Here is an 18164-nt window from a genome sequence, read left to right as displayed (position 1 = left end):
CGAACGGATCCGGGCGCTCGCCGGTGCCGCGTAGCATGGCGCGCATGGACCGGCGGACGCGCGTGCTCGTCATCGCCGTCGTGGTCGCGTTCATCGCGTTCCTCGACGGCGCGGTCATCAACATCGCGCTGCCGGCGATCGAGGCCGATCTGGGCGGCGGGCTGTCGCTGCAGCAGTGGGCGGTCGACGCGTACCTGCTCACGCTGGGCTCGCTGATCCTGCTGGCCGGGTCGCTCTCCGACTCGTTCGGGCGTCTGCGGATCCTGCGGATCGGATTGGTCGGCTTCGGCGTCACCTCGATCGCCTGCGCGATCGCGACGGACGGCACCGTGCTGGTCATCGCCCGCGCCCTGCAGGGCGCGGCGGGGGCGCTGCTCGTCCCGAGCTCGCTCGCGCTCATCATCGCCACCTTCCCGACCGCCGAGCAGGGCCGCGCGATCGGGCGCTGGACGGCGTGGACGACGAGCGCCTTCCTCGTCGGGCCGATCGTCGGCGGCGTGCTCGTCGACCTCGCCTCGTGGCGGCTGGTGTTCGCGATCAACGTGCTGCCGATCGCGGTGGCGCTCGCGATGATGCATCCGCTCGGGCGCGACGAGCCGAACGCCGGCCGGGCGCGCGTGGACTGGCTCGGCGCGGTGCTCGGCGTCGTCGGGCTCGGCGGCACCGTCTTCGCCCTGATCGAGCAGGGGCGGCTCGGGTGGGCCGACCCCCTGGTGTTCGTGCCCGCGCTCATCGGCGTGGTCGCGCTCGTCGCGTTCGTCCTCTGGGAGCGCCGCGCGCCCGCGCCGATGTTGCCGCTCACGCTCTTCCGAGCTCGGAACTTCGCCGCGGGCAACCTCGCGACATGGTTCGTCTACGCGGCGTTCGCGCTCGGACTCTTCGCCCTCCCGATCTTCCTCCAGCAGGTCGGCGGCTTCCCGGCGACCCTCGCCGGCCTCGCGACGTTGCCGCCGACGGCCATGCTCGTCATCCTCGGGTCGTGGTTCGGCAGGCTCGGCGGGAAGTTCGGACCGCGCTTCTTCATGGCCGTGGGGCCGATCGTGGTCGCGGCCGGGTACCTGCTCACGCTGCTGATCGACGTGCCGGTCGAGTACTGGTGGCAGGTGTTCCCGGGCATGCTCGTCGTCGGCCTGGGCATGGCGATGACCGTCGCGCCGCTCACCTCGGCGATCCTCGGTGCCGTCGACCCGTCGCGTGCCGGCATCGGATCCGCGGTGAACAACGCGGTCGCCCGCATCGCGGGCCTCGTCTCCGTCGCGTCGATCGGCGTTATCGTCGCCGGGGAGCTCGACGTCGACGGCTATCACCGCGTCGCGGTCGTCACCGCCGGGTTGCTCGTCGTGGGCGGCATCGTCTCGTGGATCGGCATCCGGAATCCGGCGCCGGCCGGTCACCCCAGCGCGTCGGCCGATACCGCGAATTCCGCCGACCGCCCCAGGTCCTGAGCGTCCGACGCCGCATCGAGGGCTGCCATGAGGTCGGCGGTCAGGTCGTCGACGTGCTCCAGCCCGATCGAGAGTCGGACCACGCCGGCGTCGGGCTTCGCGTCCGCCGCGACGAGTCGGTGCGTGAGCGAGGCGGGGTGCTGCACGAGGGAGTCCACTCCGCCGAGCGAGACCGCGTGCGTGACGAGACGGCACGCCTCGGTGAAGCGGCACGCCGCGGCGTAGCCGCCCGCGAGCTCGAGCGCGATGATCGAGCCCGCTCCGGCGAGCTGGCGGCCGATGAGGCCCTGCGGGTCCTGGCCGGGCAGGCCCGGGTACCGCACGCGGGCGACGGCCGGGTGCGCCTCGAGCCGGCGCGCGAGTTCACCGGCCGTCTCCTGCTGTGCGCGCACGCGCACCGGCAGCGTGCGGATGCCGCGGTGGAGCAGGTAGGCACCCATCGGGTGCAGCAGCGCGCCGGTCAGGGCGCGCACGCGGCGCAGGCGCTCGACCCACTCGGTCGGGCCCGCCACGACACCGCCCATCGCGTCGCCGTGGCCGCCGAGGTACTTGGTCGCACTGTGCAGGACGAGCGTCGCGCCGTGCTCGATCGGGCGCTGCAGGACGGGGGTCGCGAACGTGTTGTCCACCAGCAGCGGCACGCTGCCCGCGGCATCCGCCACCCGGCGCAGGTCGAGCAGCTCGAGTGTCGGGTTCGCGGGGGTCTCGACGATGACGAGTCCGGTGTCCGGACGGATCGCGGCGGCGATGCCGTCGACGTCGGTCCAGGTGACGCTGGTGCCGAGCAGCCCGCTCTCGAGCACATGGTCGCTGCCGCCGTAGAGCGGGCGGACGGCGACCACGTGCGGCGTGCCCGCCGTGGTGGCGGCGATGAGCGTCGCGGCGAGCGCCGCCATGCCGGTCGCGAACGCGACGGAGCCCTCGGCGCCCTCGAGATCGGCGAGCGCGGACTCGAAGCGCGCGACGCCGGGGTGCCAGAGGCGCTGGTACACGGCCGAGCGACCCTCGGTCAGGCAGCCGCCGGTGGCGAGCTCCTCGTAGGACATTCCGCCGTTCTCGACGTCGCCGAGCGGGTTCGTCGTGGAAAGATCGATGGTGGGAACGTGCGAGCCCTGCTCGCGCACCCCCTCCATCCCAGCGTGGACGGCACGGGTCTCGAGGTTGGACGACGGTGTCAACATGCGAGCAGGCTACAGAATCTGTCACCATTTCGGGTGTCTTGCGAAGATGCTTGCGATTCGACGAGAATTCATGCAGAAGCTTCACGTCCGACCGGGAGGTACGCGACCATGGTGCAGAAAGCCGAACTCGACCGGGTCGATCGGGCCCTCCTCACCGCCCTCTCGAAGAACGCGCGCGCATCGGGCGCCGCGCTCGCTGCGGAGGTCGGCGTCGCCGAATCCACGGTCTCGCTGCGCCTGCGTCGGCTGCAGAGCCTCGGCACCATCCGCGGCTACCGCGTCGACGTCGACCTCGTCTCGCTCGGCGTGTCGCTGCAGGCGCTCATCGCCATCCGTCTCGTGAAGCACGACCGCAGCGAGATCGACGCGTTCCGCAACGCGGTGCCCCACCTGCCGGGCGTGATCGGGGTGTTCCACATGGCCGGCGCCGAGGACTACCTGCTTCATGTCGCCGCGCGCGACGCGGAGGAACTGCGGGAGTTCGTGCTCGCGCACCTGACCGGGCATCCGGCCGTCGCGCACACCGAGACGAACCTCATCTTCGAGCACGCCGACGGCGACGGCTGGCAGAAGCTCGTCGGCTGAGCGCGCAGGGCGCCGGGCCACCGCATGGGCGCGGCACAGGAGCATCCGGTTCGGCGTTCCGAAATGCTGCCAATCCGGGAGAACGGCGCGACGCCGCGGCATCCCGCCCATTAGCCTTGCGGAGGCCCGCACGGGCCGAGACGCGACGAGGCGGGCGACCCGGCCGCCGAGGCATCCGATCGGGCGCTCGCGACCTTCGGATGGAGCAGGATGACCGCCGACGAGCCCCAGGGCACGCCAGCCGAGCGTGCCCGCTGGAAGCGCTACCTCGCCGATGAACGCGCCGAGGCCGCGGTCTATCGCGAACTCGCCGCCCGCCGGGAGGGCGAGGAACGCGACATCCTGCTCGCGCTGGCCGCTGCCGAGGGCCGCCACGAGGCGCACTGGCTGGGCCTGCTCGACGGCGACGACACCGGCATCCCCCGCGCCGACGTGCGCACCCGCATGCTCGCGTCGCTCGCGCGCCGCTTCGGCTCGATCTTCGTCCTCGCGCTCGCGCAGCGAGCCGAGTCGCGATCGCCGTATGCCGACGACCCCGACGCGACCGCTGCGATGGCCGCCGACGAGCGGATCCACGGCGAGGTCGTGCGCGGCCTCGCCGCACGCGGCCGCCGCCGCCTCGCCGGGACGTTCCGGGCGGCGGTGTTCGGCGCGAACGACGGACTCGTCTCCAACCTCGCGCTCGTCCTCGGAATCGGCGCCACGGGCGTCCCGGCCCCGGTGGTGCTGTTCACCGGCATCGCCGGACTCCTCGCGGGCGCGCTGTCGATGGGCGCGGGAGAGTACGTGTCGGTGCGCTCGCAGCGCGAGCTGCTCGAGGCATCCGCCCCGGATCCCGGGGCCCGCGACGCGCTCGGCGACCTCGACCTGGATGCGAACGAGCTCGCGCTCGTCTACCGCGCCAGGGGCATGGCCGAGGACGAGGCCGTGGACCAGGCCGCCCTGGTCCTCGCACGGGTGCAGGCCGCCGAACGGCTGCAGGCGCCCACCGACGCGATCGGGAGTCTCGAGCACGACGACGAGGCCGTCGGCACCGGGACGAGCGCGGCGATCTCGAGCTTCCTGTTCTTCGCCTCCGGCGCGCTCATCCCGGTGCTGCCGTGGCTGTTCGGGATGTCGGGACTCGCCGCGACCGTCACGGCGACGGTGCTCGTGAGCATCGCCCTGCTCGCCACGGGGGCGACGGTCGGCCTCCTGTCCGGGGCGTCGCCCATGCGACGGGCGCTCCGCCAGCTCGGCATCGGTCTCGGCGCCGCCGCCATCACCTACGCGCTCGGGCTCGCGTTCGGCACCACGATCGGCTGACGTGGTCCTCGGCCGGCCGGGCGGCCGGCCGCGCCGCCGTCAGTCGGCCGGCGCGGTCACGAAGTCGATCAGCTCCTCGACCCGGCCGAGCAGCGCGGGCTCGAGGTCGCCGTAGCCGCGCACCTGTCCGAGGATCCGCTGCCAGGCGCGGGCGATGTCGGCCTGGTCCTCGTGCGGCCAGCCGAGCGCGGCGCACACCCCGTGCTTCCACGACGTCCCGCGGGGGATCACGGGCCACGCCCGGCGGCCGATGCGATCAGGCTTCACGCCCTGCCAGATGTCGATGAACGGGTGGCCCACGACGAGCACGTGATCGCGGTGCCGGCCCCGCATCACGGCGTCAGCGATCCGCTGCTCCTTCGAGCCCGGCACGAGGTGGTCGACGAGCACCCCGACCCGTCGACCCGGCCCGGGCGCGAACGCGTCGAGGATCCGGTCGAGCACGTCGACGCCCTCGAGGTATTCGACGACGACGCCCTCGACGCGGAGGTCCGCGCCCCAGATCTTCTCCACGAGTTCGGCGTCGTGCCGGCCCTCGACGAAGATCCGGCTCGGCAGGGCGACCTTCGCCGGGCGACCGGGCTCGACCGCGAACGAGCCCGACGCCGTGCGCATCCGCCCCTGCGGTGCGGTCGCCGTCGGTGCGACGAGGCGAACGGGCTCGCCGTCCACGAGGAAGCCGTGGCCGAGCGGGAACATGCGCGTCCGGCCGTGCCGGTCCTCGAGCGTCACGGTCTGCTTCTCCACAGCCACGACCGCGCCGCAGTAGCCGTCGGCTGCGAGCTCGACGACGAGGTCGCGCGTCGCCGGCACCTCCGGGATCGTGCGGCGGCCGGCGGCGCGCCAGTCGCCGGCGAGCACGTCCTGGCCGTAGCGGTCGGGTCCGAATCGGTCGTTCGAGGCTGGGGGCACCGCCTGAGATTAACGGATGCCGCGGCGCGGCGACGCGCGACACGAGCGGTTCCGCCGGGACGATCATCCCGCCGCGGCGCGCGTTCGACGGGCGAGCCCCGCGGTCCAGGCGGCGCCCGCCCACGCGATCGCGGCCGCCGCGGCGAACGCCCACGGGATGCCGAGCGGCGCGGCGACCAGTCCCAGCAGGATCGGCCCGATGCCGAGCCCGAGATCGATCGCCGCGCTGCCCGTTCCCGACGCGATGCCGCGCTCGGACGGCGATGCCGTCGCGAAGATCGCGGAGAAGAACGCGGGCGTGCTGAACGCGACGCCGACGGCCATGACGACGGTCGCGACGACGAACCCCGCCGGCTGCCGCCACACGGCGGCGATCACCGCGCCCGCTCCGATCGCCGTGACCGCGGCAGTCCCGAGCACGAGGGAGGGGACCCGGTCGGGCACCCGGGCGAACGCCAGCCGGCACACCACGACCGTGCCGCCGTAGATCAGGAGGATGAGGCTCGGCGTCTCGAACCCGATGCGGCTCGCGTGCAGGGAGGCGAAGGCGAGGAGACCGCCCATCGCGATGAGCGAGGTCAGGAAGCCGAGCGATGCGGGAATGGCCGGTCGATGGATGATGCGCATCGGCCCGCCCCTCTGCGGCGGGGCGGTGCGCGTCTCGCCGACGACGAGGACGACGGTCGCGGCGATCGCCGCGACCACGGCCGCACCGAGCCACACGCCCGTGTACCCGGCGGCGTCGAAGACGACCTCGCCGATGGGCGGGCCGAGCGCGAGCCCCAGGTAGAGCCCGAGCGAGTTGTACGACAGGGCCTCGCCCATGCGCTCCGGCGGGGCGATGTCGGCGAGCGCGGCGAAGCTCGCGACGAAGAACGCGGCCTCGGCGACCCCGGCGAGCAGGCGCAGGGCGATGACGGCGACGAGCGATTCGGCGACGGCGGTGAGGGCGAAGGTCGACGCGAGCAGGAGGGCTCCGCCGACGAGCAGCGGCCGACGACCGAACCGGTCGGCGAGTCGCCCGGCGAAGGGGCGCAGGACGAGCGCGGAGACGGCGAACGCCCCGAAGGCGATGCCGGCGGCCGCTTCGTCCCCGCCGATCGGGCCGACGACGTAGAGGGGCAGTGCGAAGATCGCCATGCCGTGGGCCGTGAAGTAGGCGAGGTCGGCGGCCGCGAGGGCGACGAACGCCGTCGTGATGAGCGGTGCACGCGTCGGCCCGGCCACGGGATGGTTCCGTCAGCCCACCGCCGCGGCGATGCGCACGGCCATGCTCCAGCGTATCGCCGCCGGTCATGGGCGCGCACGGTGCGGCCGCCGGACCGCCGTCAGCGGAAGTCGCGCGACCGGTTCGTCGTCGACACCGTCAGCGGCTCGAACCGGTCGGCGACGAGGTTCACGACGCCCTCCCGCGAACGCTCGAGGATGCCGCGGACGACCATCGCGGGCGCCTCGCGCGCGATGCGGCGGTACCTGGTCCAGACCCCGACGCTCGCGATCACGTTGAGCGTCCCCGACTCGTCCTCGAGGTTCATGAAGGTGATGCCGCTCGCGGTCGCCGGCCGTTGCCGGTGCGTGACCACGCCGCCGACCTCGATGCGGCGACCCGACTCCGCGTCGTGCAGCAGGTCGATCCGTACGACGCCGCGCTCGTCGAGCCGGTCACGCACATGCCGGATCGGATGGTCGTCGGGGGAGATGCCGGTCGCCCACAGGTCGTACACGACCTGCTCGGCGTCGTTCAGCATCGGCAGCAACGGCGGCTGCACCACGACGACCGCGCCGGGCAGGTAGTCGGCGCGGTCCTGCGCGGCCTCGCCCGCGAGCCACAGCGCCTGTCGCGGCTGCAGGTCGAAGCACTCGAACGCGCCCGCCGCGGCGAGCGCCTCGAGCTGCGCCGCGTCCAGGTCGGCGCGACGCGACAGGTCCGCCATGTCGCGATACGGCCCGTGCTGCTCGCGCTCGGCCACGATGCGCTCGGCGACCTCGGCGCCGATCGAGGTGACCTCGGCGAGCCCCAGTCGCACGGCGAACGCGCCGTCGCGCCGGTGCTCCGCCGAACGGTCGGGCGCGTCGCGGTCGAACGGCCCGACGGGCGGCTGGACGGCGTCGGCGCAGCCCGGCAGGCCGGTGGGGCGACGGATGCCGCGCGCCCCCGCCGCGGCATCCGTCGCCGTCTCGCCGGCACCCGGCTCGGCGGTGGGACCGAGCGCCTCGAGCCCCGCGTGCACGCCCGACCGCGCCAGGTCGGGCCGGAGCAGCTCGACGCCGTGCCGGCGTGCGTCGGCCGTGAGCGTGTGCGGCGAGTAGAACCCCATCGGCTGGGCGCGCAGCAGCGCGGCGAGGAACGCCGCGGGGTAGTGCAGCTTCAGCCACGAGCTCGCGTAGACGAGCAGTCCGAAGCTGATGGCGTGGCTCTCGGCGAAGCCGAAGTTCGCGAACGCCTCGATCTTCTCGTAGATGGCGTCGGCGGTCTCCGGGGCGATGCCGTTGCGCTCCATGCCCGCGTAGAGCTTCGCGCGCAGGCGCTCGATCTTCTCGACGCCGCGCTTGGAGCCCATCGCGCGCCGCAGCAGGTCGGCGTCGGCCGCGTCGCAGTCGCCGACGGCGACGGCCATCTGCATGAGCTGCTCCTGGAACAGCGGCACCCCGAGCGTGCGCCGGAGCACGGGCTCGAGCTTGGGATGCAGGTAGCTCACCTGCTCCTCGCCCGTGCGACGGCGGATGTACGGGTGCACCGCGCCGCCCTGCACCGGACCCGGCCGGATGAGGGCGATCTCGACGACGAGGTCGTAGAAGCAGCGCGGCTTCAGGCGGGGGAGCGTGCCCATCTGCGCACGCGACTCGACCTGGAACACGCCGATCGAATCGGCCCGGCACAGCATGTCGTAGACCGCGGGCTCCTCCTTCGGGATCGTCGCGAGCTCCCACACCTCGCCGGTGTGCTCGCGCACGAGGTCGAACGTGTACTGCAGCGCGGCGAGCATGCCGAGGCCGAGCAGGTCGAACTTCACGAGCCCCATCCACGCGCAGTCGTCCTTGTCCCACTGCAGCACGGTCCGGTTCTCCATGCGGGCGTGCTCGATGGGGCACACCTCGCCGACGGGCCGGTCGGTGAGCACCATGCCGCCCGAGTGGATGCCGAGGTGCCGGGGGAACGTCAGCAGCTGCTCGGCGAGCTCCACGACGGCATCCGGGATGTCGTGGTCGTCGGTCTCGACGACGGCGCCCCACCGCTCGACCTGGCGCGACCACGCATCCTGCTGCCCGGTGGAGTAGCCGAGCGCCTTCGCCATGTCGCGCACCGCGCCCTTCGGCCGGTAGCTGATGACGTTCGCGACCTGCGCGGCGTTGTGCCGGCCGTACTTGCCGTAGACGTACTGGATGATCTCTTCCCGACGGTCGGAGTCGAAGTCGACGTCGATGTCGGGTTCCTCGTCGCGCAGCGACGACAGGAACCGCTCGAACGGCAGCTCGTAGAAGATCGAGTCGACGCCCGTGATGTCGAGCACGTAGCAGACCGCCGAGTTCGCCGCCGACCCGCGACCCTGGCAGAGGATGCCGCGGCGCCGGGCCTCCTGCACGAGGTCGTGCACGATCAGGAAGTAGCCGGGGAAGTCCTTCTGCTCGATCACGTCGAGCTCCTTCGCGAGCCGCTCGCGCACGTGGTCGGGCACGCCCGGGTAGCGGCGTTCGGCGCCCGCCCACACCAGCTCGCGGAGCCACGACATGGGGGTGTGCCCCTCGGGCACCTCCTGCCTGGGCAGCTTCGGGCGGGCGCTCCGCAGCCGGAACGACAGGTCGCGCGCGAGCGTCACCGAGTGGGCGACCGCGCCGGGATACCGGTCGAACCGCGCGAGCATCTCGGCGCCCGAGCGCAGGTGCAGCCCGTCGCTGGCAGGCAGCCAGCCATCGAGCTCGTCGAGGCTGCGCCGCGCCCGCACCGCGGCGAGCGCCGACGCGAGGCGGTGCTCGCCGGGGGTCGCGTAGTGCACGGCGTTGGTCGCGAGCACCGGCAGGTGCGCGCGGGCGGCGAGCTCCGCGAGTGCGTCGTTGCGCACCTGGTCCATCGGGTCGCCGTGGTCGGTGAGCTCGACCACGACGTGGTCGCGGCCGAACAGCGCGACGAGCCGGTCGAGCTCGTGCCACGCGGCATCCGCCCCGCCCTCGCCCGCCAGCGCCCGCCGCACCGCGCCCTTGCGGCAGCCCGTCGAGACCACCCAGTGGCCGTCGGCGCGCGCCGCCAGTTCCTCGAGGACGTACACCGGGCGCCCCTTCTCGCCGCCCGCGAGCTGACCGGCGGTGATCGCGGAGGCGAGCCGGTGGTACCCATCTTCGCGAGCCGCGAGCACGAGCAGGTGGTCGCCCTCGGGGTCGGCCGCGCCCATCTGCGGCTCGGTGAGCCCGAACGAGAGCTCGGCGCCGTACACGGTCTCGAGCTCGGGGTACGCCTCGGCGGCCTCGGCGAAGCGCACGATGCCGTAGAAGCCGTCGTGGTCGGTGATCGCGAGCCCCGTGAGCCCGAGCCGGTGCGCCTCCTCGACGAGCCGCTCCGGCCCCGACGCGCCGTCGAGGAAGCTGAACGTCGAGTGCGCGTGCAGTTCGGCGTACGGCACGACGGGACCGGCCGGCCGCGCGTCCTCCTCGTCGGGCGGGCGGTACGGATGCCGCTTGCGGCTCCAGGCGGGGCTGTCGCCGCCGTCGCCCGGGACCTTCGCGCGCCGGGTCGCCGTGGCATCCGGACGCTGCCGGTCGGAGAGCCGTCGCTCGAGCTCCGACCACGGGATCTCGGGGTTGTTCCAGCCCATCAGTCGTACCTCGCCTCGGCCCACCAGCCCTCGGCATCGCGGACGAGGAGCCACGCGCAGCCGTCGTGGTCGACCAGCTGGAACCGGTGCACGCGGCGGGCGCGCTCGGCATCCCACCACCGCTCGACCACCGGCCACGGCCCGGCCCAGGCGCGCACGGGCGCCGATCGACCGCCCGCGACCGCGAACGACGCCGGCGCCGCGGAGATCGTCCCGCGCGCGTCGACCCGCACGGGCGCCGCGTCGGCGTCGACGAGCGCGACCGGCAGACGCTCGCGGAACACGCTCGCGGGCGCGAGCGCGGGCAGGCTCCCCGGCCAGGGCGCCTCGGCCGCCACCCGCTCGGGCGCCCGGTCGCCCCACGGCACGAGCACCTGGCGGTCGGCGAGCATGCGCCCGCCCCCGATCGCCGCCGTGACCACGCCCTCGTGCCCGAGCATGCTCTGCACGCGCGTGAGCCCGTGGTGCACGCGCTCGTCGGGGCCGCCGCCCCAGAGCCCCTCCTCGTGGTTGCCGGTCGAGTCGACCCGTTCGGGCACGATCCGCAGCCGCACGATCGCGGCCTCGAGCCCGGCGTCGGCGGTGCCCGATCCCTGCAGCTGCCAGCGCACCCGGTCGACCACGTCGGCCGGCGTGAACCAGTGCGGGTGCAACCAGCTGCGGCTCGAATGCCCGCCGCGGTCGTCGTCGAGTTCCACACGGATGCCGGTGCACACGAGCCGCACGGACCGCATCCGGTCGATGAACTCCTCGGCCCGGACGCGGAACGCGAACGCGAGCTGGTCGACGCGCTCGAGCGGCGGCTCGAAGTGCTGCTCCACCTCGAAGTCGGGCGGGGGAGTGCGCGGTGCCACGCGCGACTGCTCGCGCCCCGCCGCGCGGTCGTGCGCGAACGCGCCCGCCGCGCCGAATCGCCGCCGCACGTCCTCCTCGGGCAGCGCGGCGAACTCGCCGAGCGTGCGGACGCCCAGCCGATGCAACAGGGTCGTGGTGCGCGCGTCGGCCACGAGCGAGACCGGCAGCGGCGCGAGGAACCCGGCCGAATCGCCCGGCGGCACCGCGAAGACGGGACCCGCGGCCCGCGCCGCCTGCTCGGCCGCGAACGGCCCGTCGGCGACGCCCACGCGCGCGCCCGCGATGCCGAGCCCCGAGGCCGCCTCGAGGAGCGCCCGCGCCGCGGCATCCTCACCGCCGTAGTACCGGACCGGACCGCGCGCCCGCATCGCCAGCGCGCCCGGCCGCAGCACCTGCACGCCCGGGACGATCGCCTCGATGCCGCGGACGACCGGCTCGAACGCGCGGTGGTCGAGCGCGGCGTCGTACTCGAGCACCGTGAGCGCGGTCGAACGGTACTGCGCCTCGCGGAGTCGCAGCCCGCGCGTCACGCCGTCGCGCCGGGCCGCGGCCGAGCACGAGTGCACGAGCCCCTTCTCGGTGAGGGCGACGGGCAGCGCAGGGTCGATGCCGTGCTCGCGGCACGCGGCGAGCACCGGCCAGTCGGGGCACCAGAGCACGATGGTGCGCACGGCCGGGTTCACGACGCCCTCGCGGCGAGGTCGGGGGCGGATGTCGCGGCCGCGACATCCGCGTCGACCCGTCCGGGCGCGCCCGACCGGACGGCTCCGCCTCCCGCGGCGACCGCCCGGATCGCGGGCGGCGGCCCCGCCGTGGTCGGCCTGATCGAGGTCGGTGCACCCGTGTCGTCGACCGCGGCGAACCCGAGGTCGCCCGCGGGCAGCCGCAGGCGGCGCCGACCGCCCCGGCCGACCTCGCCGCGCCCGGTGACCCGCACGACGACCTCGCGCTCGGCGAGGTGCCCGTGCCCGTGGTCGAGGCCCGTCCACTCGCTCTGCTCGAGTTCGAGGCGGGCGTCGCTGCCCGGCCAGTCGCCGTCGACGAGGAGCAGGGCGCCCCGCTGGCGGAGCCGCGCCGCGAACCGCGACGTCTCGGCGGGGGCGAGCCGCCCGACCGGGCGCACGGCGACCACGGGGATCACGTCGGCGAGCGCCGCCGCGACCGTCAGCCACTGCCGGCCGGGGTCGGGCACGAGCACGAGCCGCTCCAGGTCGATGCCGAACCGCGCCGCCGCCTCGACCCCGAACTCGGGGATGCCCGACACCGCGACCCAGCGGCCGCTCTGCGACGGCCCCGCGAGCGCGGCCATGAGCAGCGTGATCGACCCCTCGACCTGCACGACCGCGCCCTCGCGGAGCGCGCCGCCGGGGAGCACGCTCGCGAGCGCCGGGTGCGTGGGGACCGCGCGCGAGTCGAGCCTCGTCGCCTGCATGCCCCGGATGCGCGCCTGCAGTTCCTCGACCCGCTCGAGCTGCGCCGCAGGCGCCGGCTCGGGGGCGATCGCGCCGTCGGGCGCGGGTCGGGCAGCGGTCATCGTCACCCCTCAATGTTCGAACACATGTTCGAATGAGGCAAGTCGCGGATGCCACTCGTCCACACCCCCGACCGGGGGCCGCCCGACCCCGCAGCGCGTGCGCACGCTTCCCAGGAGCCAGGCGCCGAATGCACCGTCTCTCAGGAGGACACGCCGTCGAGAACGGCGACACGCCGGAAGATCCTGAGAAGGGCAACGAACGCAGGCGGATCAAACGCGAGAAGGCCGGATCCGAAGATCCGGCCTTCTCGACAACGCGTGCGCGAGGGGGGACTTGAACCCCCACGCCCGTTAGGGCACTAGCACCTCAAGCTAGCGCGTCTGCCATTTCCGCCACCCGCGCGTTGTCTCGGCCCTGATCGCTCAGCGGCCGTAGAAGACATTAGCACGGTTTCCGAGGCCCCTCCGACCACCGGCGGTCGCCCGGCTCGGCCGAGCGGCACAGGCGCAGATCAGGTGCGGAAAGCACGATTTCCGGGTCTCCGCCCCGGTGCCGGATGCCGCGGCGAGCGTCCGAGGGAGCTCGCCGACGCGCACGCTAGCGTGGACCGCATGGCCGAGACGCTCCCGACGACCCCCGCGCCCGAACCCGAGCGCGAACCCGAGCTCGACGAGACCGCGATCATCGCCCGCGACCTCATCCGGTTCGACACGACGAACCACGGCGAGGGCCGGTCGAACGGCGAGCGCGAGGCCGCCGAGTACGTCGAGGCGCGCCTGCGCGCGATGGGCCTCGATCCGGTGATGCACGAGTCGGCCCCGCGCCGCGCGAACGTGGTCGCCCGGATCCCCGGTGCCAACCCCGACAAGCCCGCGCTCGTCCTGCACGGCCACCTCGACGTCGTGCCCGCCGACCCGCGCAACTGGAGCGTCGACCCGTTCGCCGGCGAGATCCGCGACGGCATGCTGTGGGGACGCGGGGCGGTCGACATGAAGGACATGGACGCCATGATCCTCACCGCCGTCGGCGACATCCTCGCCTCCGGCCGGCTGCCCGAGCGCGAGCTGATCCTCGGGTTCTTCGCGGACGAGGAGGCCGGCGGCCTCTACGGCGCGAGCTGGCTCGTCGACGAGCACCCCGAGCTCTTCGCGGGCGCGACCGAGGCGATCAGCGAGGTCGGCGGGTATTCGATCACGGTCGGCGGTCAGCGCGCGTACCTCCTGCAGACGGGGGAGAAGTCGCTCCTCTGGATCCGGCTCGTCGCCCACGGCACCGCCGCGCACGGATCGCGCCGGGTGAGCGACAACGCCGTCACGAAGCTCGCCGAGGCGATCGCGCGCATCGGCCGGCGCGAGTGGCCGCTCCGGCTCACGGGCACGACCCGCGAGCTCCTGGCGGCCATCGCGGGGGCGCTCGGCGTCGACCCCGAGCAGGTCTCGCCCGACGAGCTCGCGCTCGCGACCGGGTCCGCGTCGGGGTTCATCACCGCGACCCTCCGCACGACGTCGAACCCGACGCTCCTGCAGGCCGGCTACAAGCACAACGTGATCCCCGATCGGGCAGAGGCGCTCGTCGACGTGCGCACCCTGCCCGGCGAGGAGGACGCGGTGCTCGCCGAGCTCGCCGAACTCGTCGGCCCCGACGTCGAGATCGAGATCGTGCACCGCGACGTCGGCCTCGAGGCGCCCACGCACGGCCCGCTCGTCGACGCCGTCACGCACGCGCTGCACGTCCACGATTCCGAGGCGACGGTGTTCCCGTACCTGCTGAGCGGCGGCACCGACAACAAGTCGCTGTCCCGCCTCGGCATCGCCGGGTACGGCTTCGCGCCGCTGCGCCTGCCCGACACGATCGACTTCCCTGCGATGTTCCACGGGGTGGACGAGCGGGTGCCGCTCGACGCACTAGTCTTCGGTAGGCAGGTCCTGAGGGACCTGCTGCTGGCGTACTGACGCCGGAGTTCGTTTCCCGACCACGACGGTCCCGTGCCCTTCGCGCGTCGAGGGGCGGAAGGATGCCCCCTTGCTCGAAGCCCTGATCCTCGGCCTCGTGCAGGGACTCACCGAGTTCCTGCCGATCTCCTCGAGTGCGCACCTGCGCATCCTGGGGGAGTTCCTGCCCAATGCGGCGGACCCGGGGGCGGCGTTCACCGCGATCACGCAGCTCGGCACCGAGGCCGCGGTCGTGGTGTTCTTCTGGCGCGACATCGTCCGCATCATCCGCCAGTGGTTCGGCGCGTTGCGCGGCCGCGTGCCGCGCAACGACCCCGACGCGCGCATGGGCTGGCTCATCATCGTGGGCTCGATCCCGATCGTGGTGCTCGGGCTGCTGTTCCAGGACCAGATCGAGACCGTGTTCCGCTCGCTCTACGTCGTCGCGACGATGCTCATCGTGTTCGGCATCGTGCTGGGGCTCGCCGACTGGGCCGGCGCGAAGCGGCGCAAGCTCGACGACCTGACCTACCCGCACGGCATCTACTTCGGACTCGCGCAGTCGCTCGCGCTGATCCCCGGCGTCTCACGTTCCGGCGGGACGATCACCATGGGACTGCTGCTCGGCTACGAGCGCGCGGCCGCCGCGCGATACGCGTTCCTCCTGGCCATTCCCGCGGTGTTCGGCTCGGGCTTCTACCAGCTGTTCAAGAGCTGGGGCGAGCCCGCCGTGTACGGCCCGCTCGAGACGGCCGCCGCGACCGCGGTCGCGTTCGTCGTCGCCATCCTCGTCATCGCGTTCTTCATGCGGTGGATCTCCCGGCACAGCTTCCTGCCGTTCGTGATCTACCGCATCGCGCTCGGCGCGACCGTGTTCGTGCTGCTCGGCACGGGCGTGCTCGAGCCGTTCTGATCGACCGACCGACGGGCGGGGAGCGGCGGGCGGATGCCTCGTCAGGCCCCGTCGCGGGGCCGCCACGGGCCCCCGCCCGGCTGGTCGCCGCGGCGGCGGAGGTAGCGTTCGAACTCCTGGGCGATGGCCTCGCCGGATGCCTCGGGCGCGTCCACCGCGTCGCGGGCCTGCTCGAGCTGGGTGATGTACCCGGCCATCTCCTCGTCGTCGGCGGCGAGCGCGTCGACGCTGGACTCCCACGCCTTCGCCTCGTCCTCGAGCGAACCGCGCGGGATGCTGAGGCCGGTGAGCTCCTCGACCTTGCCGAGGAGCGCGAGCACGGCCTTGGGCGACGGCGCGTTGTGCACGTAGTGGGGGACCGACGCCCAGAGCGACACCGTCGGGATTCCGACCCGCTCGGCCTGATCGGCGATGATGCTGAGGATGCCGACCGGTCCCTCGTAGCTCGAGCGCTCGACGCCGAGCGCCGCGCGGACCTCGGGGTTCTCGCTCGAGGCGAAGACCGAGAGGGGGCGCGTGTGCGGAGCATCGGCGAGCATCGCGCCGAGGAGCACGATGCCCTCGATGTCGGCCGTGAGGGCGGCGTCGATGAGCTCGGCGGCGAAGCCCTTCCAGGTGCGTGCCGGCTCCGCGCCGAGGAGCACGTGCAGCCGGTCGGCGCCGGGCCCGGTGACGACCTCGTCGTCCTCGGGGAGCGGCTCGCCGCTGGGACCCAGGATGGCGGCGCCCGGCCAGCTCAGCCGGCGCGTGCCGTCGGGCGCGGTCTCGATCGTGGGGCGCGTGAACTGGTAGTCGAAGTACTGCTCGGGATCGACCGCGGCGATCTCGACGAGGCCGAGCCGTTCGGCCAGGAGCCGTGCGGCCCCCGTGGCCGCCTCGCCGGCGTCGTTCCATCCCTCGAATGCCACGACGAGGAGTCGTCCGCCCTCGAACCCGGTCGGCTGCTGCACTCGGTCCGCCCCGCTTCCCGAGCCCGGAACCTCCGGACCCACCTCCACAATAGGCCGTACCGATAGAATCGCCCGTTGTGACCAAGCGCCTCCCCGCCGCCGTCCTCTGGGACATGGACGGCACCCTCGTCGACACCGAGCCGTACTGGATGCGAGCCGAGATCGAGCTCGTCGAATCGTTCGGCCGCACCTGGACCCACGAGGACGCGCTGCAGATGGTCGGCATGGGCCTCTGGGACGCCGCCGAGGTGTTCCGCGACGCCGGCGTCGACCTGCCCGCCGACGCGATCGTGGAGCGGCTGACCGAGCGCGTCCGCGAGCAGCTCGCGCAGCACGGCGTGCCGTGGCAGCCGGGCGCGCAGGCGCTGCTGAAGGAACTGCGGGACGCCGGCGTCCCGACCGCGCTCGTGACGATGTCGATCCGGTCGATGGCGGAGGACGTCGTGGGCGCGATCCCGTTCCCGGCCTTCGACGAGCTCGTCACGGGCGACGAGGTCGCCGCCCCCAAGCCGCATCCCGAGCCGTACCTGGCAGCGGCCGGCCGCCTCGGCGTCGACATCGCGGACTGCGTCGCGATCGAGGACTCGCCGACCGGCCTCGCGTCGGCGACCTCCGCGGGCGCGGTGACGATCGGCGTGCCGCACATGCTCTCGCTCGACGAGGCGCCGTCCGACGTCGTCTGGGAGACGCTCGCCGGCCGCACGCTCGACGACCTCGTCGAGGTCGCGACGACGAAGTGGGCTCGCGCGTGAGCCGCGGCGAGGCGAGCGGGCCGTTCCGCGTCGGCGACCGCGTGCAGCTCACCGGCCCCAAGGGCCGCTTGCACACGATCACGCTCGAGCCCGGCAAGGTCTTCCACTCCCACAAGGGGACGATCGCGCACAACGAGATCATCGGCCTGCCCGACGGCTCGGTCGTCGTGAACGCGGTCGGCGTCGAGTACCTCGCGCTCCGGCCGCTGCTCAGCGACTTCGTGATGTCGATGCCGCGCGGTGCCGCGATCGTCTACCCGAAGGACGCGGTGCAGATCCTCGGGCAGGCCGACGTCTTCCCGGGCGCGACGGTGGTCGAGGCGGGTGTCGGCTCGGGCGCCCTCTCGCTGTGGCTGCTGCGCGCCATCGGTCCGTCGGGCCGCCTCATGTCGTTCGAGCGCCGCGAGGAGTTCGCCGCCGTCGCCCGCGGCAACGTCGCGACATTCCACGGCGAGGACCCGTCGAACTGGTCCATCACGCTCGGCGACCTCGCCGACGCCCTGCCGGAGCAGGCGCCCGCGGCATCCGTCGACCGCGTCGTGCTCGACATGCTCGCGCCGTGGGAGTGCCTCGACGCGGTGTCGGCCGCGCTGAAGCCCGGCGGCGTGCTGCTCTGCTACGTCGCGACCGTCACCCAGCTGTCCCGCGTGGCCGAGGCGATCCGCGCGACGGGCCGGTACACCGAGCCCGTCGCGAACGAGACGATGGTGCGCGGATGGCACGTGCAGGGCCTCGCGGTCCGGCCCGACCACCGCATGATCGCGCACACCGGCTTCCTCCTCACCGCCCGCCGGCTCGCACCGGACACCGTCCTGCCCGAGCTCAAGCGCCGCCCGTCGAAGACGGAGTTCAGCGACGAGGATGTCGAGGCGTGGACGCCCGGGGCGCTCGGAGAGCGCAACGTCAGCGACAAGATCCTGCGCAAGCGCGCGAGGGCGGCGGATGCCGCGGCGCGCAGCTCGCGCGGCGGAGACGAGCCGTACCCCGCCACCGACCCCGCCGACGCCGACTAGGCTGTCTGCGCCCCGTTCACCCGACACGAAACGAGGATC

14 protein-coding genes and 1 tRNA gene are annotated in these 18164 nt (G+C 73.6%); 7 read left to right on the top strand and 8 right to left on the bottom strand.

Translation table 11 applies throughout. The annotated features are described in order from the left end of the window. The first annotated feature begins 44 nt into the window (after window positions 1–44). The gene (locus tag ACULK2_RS09395) at window positions 45–1445 is read left to right on the top strand and encodes a DHA2 family efflux MFS transporter permease subunit (RefSeq protein ID WP_445966998.1); all 1401 of its coding nucleotides are present in this window, start codon (window positions 45–47) and stop codon (window positions 1443–1445) included. Here ACULK2_RS09395 and ACULK2_RS09390 read toward each other — a convergent pair. Then, window positions 1391–2626 carry a trans-sulfuration enzyme family protein gene (locus ACULK2_RS09390; RefSeq protein WP_445966997.1) on the bottom strand — a complete coding sequence of 412 codons (1236 nt, stop codon included), beginning with the start codon at window positions 2624–2626 and terminating at the stop codon, window positions 1391–1393. The two genes, ACULK2_RS09395 and ACULK2_RS09390, sit on opposite strands and share 55 nt — an antisense overlap. 108 nt (window positions 2627–2734) lie before the next feature. Here ACULK2_RS09390 and ACULK2_RS09385 point away from each other — a divergent pair, with 108 nt between their 5' ends. Together ACULK2_RS09385 and ACULK2_RS09380 are read left to right on the top strand one after the other, a co-directional pair. Beyond that, entirely contained in the window at window positions 2735–3211 is a 477-nt protein-coding gene (locus tag ACULK2_RS09385) for an Lrp/AsnC family transcriptional regulator (protein WP_445966996.1), read from the top strand. A gap of 210 nt (window positions 3212–3421) precedes the next feature. Then, the gene (locus ACULK2_RS09380) at window positions 3422–4516 is read left to right on the top strand and encodes a VIT1/CCC1 transporter family protein (RefSeq protein WP_445966995.1); all 1095 of its coding nucleotides are present in this window, start codon (window positions 3422–3424) and stop codon (window positions 4514–4516) included. A gap of 39 nt (window positions 4517–4555) precedes the next feature. Here ACULK2_RS09380 and ACULK2_RS09375 read toward each other — a convergent pair whose 3' ends face one another. The 6 genes from ACULK2_RS09375 to ACULK2_RS09350 all read right to left on the bottom strand — a co-directional run bounded on the left by ACULK2_RS09375 (window position 4556) and on the right by ACULK2_RS09350 (window position 12968). Then, window positions 4556–5428, bottom strand: a complete 873-nt coding sequence (locus tag ACULK2_RS09375) for a DUF3097 domain-containing protein (RefSeq protein ID WP_445966994.1) — start codon at window positions 5426–5428, stop codon at window positions 4556–4558. Window positions 5429–5491: 63 nt separating this feature from the next. Further along, window positions 5492–6655, bottom strand: a complete 1164-nt coding sequence (locus ACULK2_RS09370; protein ID WP_445966993.1) for an MFS transporter — start codon at window positions 6653–6655, stop codon at window positions 5492–5494. Window positions 6656–6756: 101 nt separating this feature from the next. Next, entirely contained in the window at window positions 6757–10236 is a 3480-nt protein-coding gene (locus ACULK2_RS09365; RefSeq protein WP_445966992.1) for an error-prone DNA polymerase, read from the bottom strand. After that, window positions 10236–11774 carry a DNA polymerase Y family protein gene (locus ACULK2_RS09360; RefSeq protein ID WP_445966991.1) on the bottom strand — a complete coding sequence of 513 codons (1539 nt, stop codon included), beginning with the start codon at window positions 11772–11774 and terminating at the stop codon, window positions 10236–10238. Before ACULK2_RS09360 ends, ACULK2_RS09365 begins: the two co-directional genes overlap by 1 nt. Continuing rightward, complete coding sequence (imuA', locus tag ACULK2_RS09355) at window positions 11771–12625, bottom strand: DnaE2-dependent mutagenesis accessory factor ImuA' (RefSeq protein ID WP_445966990.1); 855 nt, start codon at window positions 12623–12625, stop codon at window positions 11771–11773. The genes ACULK2_RS09360 and imuA' overlap by 4 nt, the downstream gene beginning before the upstream one ends. Before the next feature lie 259 nt (window positions 12626–12884). After that, window positions 12885–12968 (bottom strand) — tRNA-Leu (locus ACULK2_RS09350). A gap of 209 nt (window positions 12969–13177) precedes the next feature. Here ACULK2_RS09350 and ACULK2_RS09345 point away from each other — a divergent pair. Then, the gene (locus tag ACULK2_RS09345; protein ID WP_445966989.1) at window positions 13178–14518 is read left to right on the top strand and encodes a M20/M25/M40 family metallo-hydrolase; all 1341 of its coding nucleotides are present in this window, start codon (window positions 13178–13180) and stop codon (window positions 14516–14518) included. Window positions 14519–14588: 70 nt separating this feature from the next. Continuing rightward, a complete protein-coding gene (locus tag ACULK2_RS09340; protein ID WP_445966988.1) occupies window positions 14589–15410 on the top strand; it encodes an undecaprenyl-diphosphate phosphatase in 822 nt (273 codons plus the stop codon). 41 nt (window positions 15411–15451) lie between these two features. On the opposite strand, the gene ACULK2_RS09335 is transcribed toward ACULK2_RS09340, so the two are convergent. After that, the gene (locus tag ACULK2_RS09335; RefSeq protein WP_445966987.1) at window positions 15452–16360 is read right to left on the bottom strand and encodes a PAC2 family protein; all 909 of its coding nucleotides are present in this window, start codon (window positions 16358–16360) and stop codon (window positions 15452–15454) included. 77 nt (window positions 16361–16437) lie between these two features. On the opposite strand from ACULK2_RS09335, the gene ACULK2_RS09330 reads away from it, so the two are divergent. Together ACULK2_RS09330 and ACULK2_RS09325 are read left to right on the top strand one after the other, a co-directional pair. Next, the gene (locus ACULK2_RS09330; RefSeq protein WP_445966986.1) at window positions 16438–17112 is read left to right on the top strand and encodes an HAD family hydrolase; all 675 of its coding nucleotides are present in this window, start codon (window positions 16438–16440) and stop codon (window positions 17110–17112) included. Further along, window positions 17109–18125 (top strand): tRNA (adenine-N1)-methyltransferase, encoded by a 1017-nt coding sequence (locus tag ACULK2_RS09325; protein ID WP_445966985.1) that lies wholly within the window; start codon window positions 17109–17111, stop codon window positions 18123–18125. The genes ACULK2_RS09330 and ACULK2_RS09325 overlap by 4 nt, the downstream gene beginning before the upstream one ends. Window positions 18126–18164: the final 39 nt, after the last annotated feature.

It is taken from the genome of Agromyces molybdatiresistens, assembly GCF_052748445.2.
The sequence above is the reverse complement of the archived record's forward strand: the minus strand, read 5'-3'. Positions and strand labels throughout refer to the sequence as shown.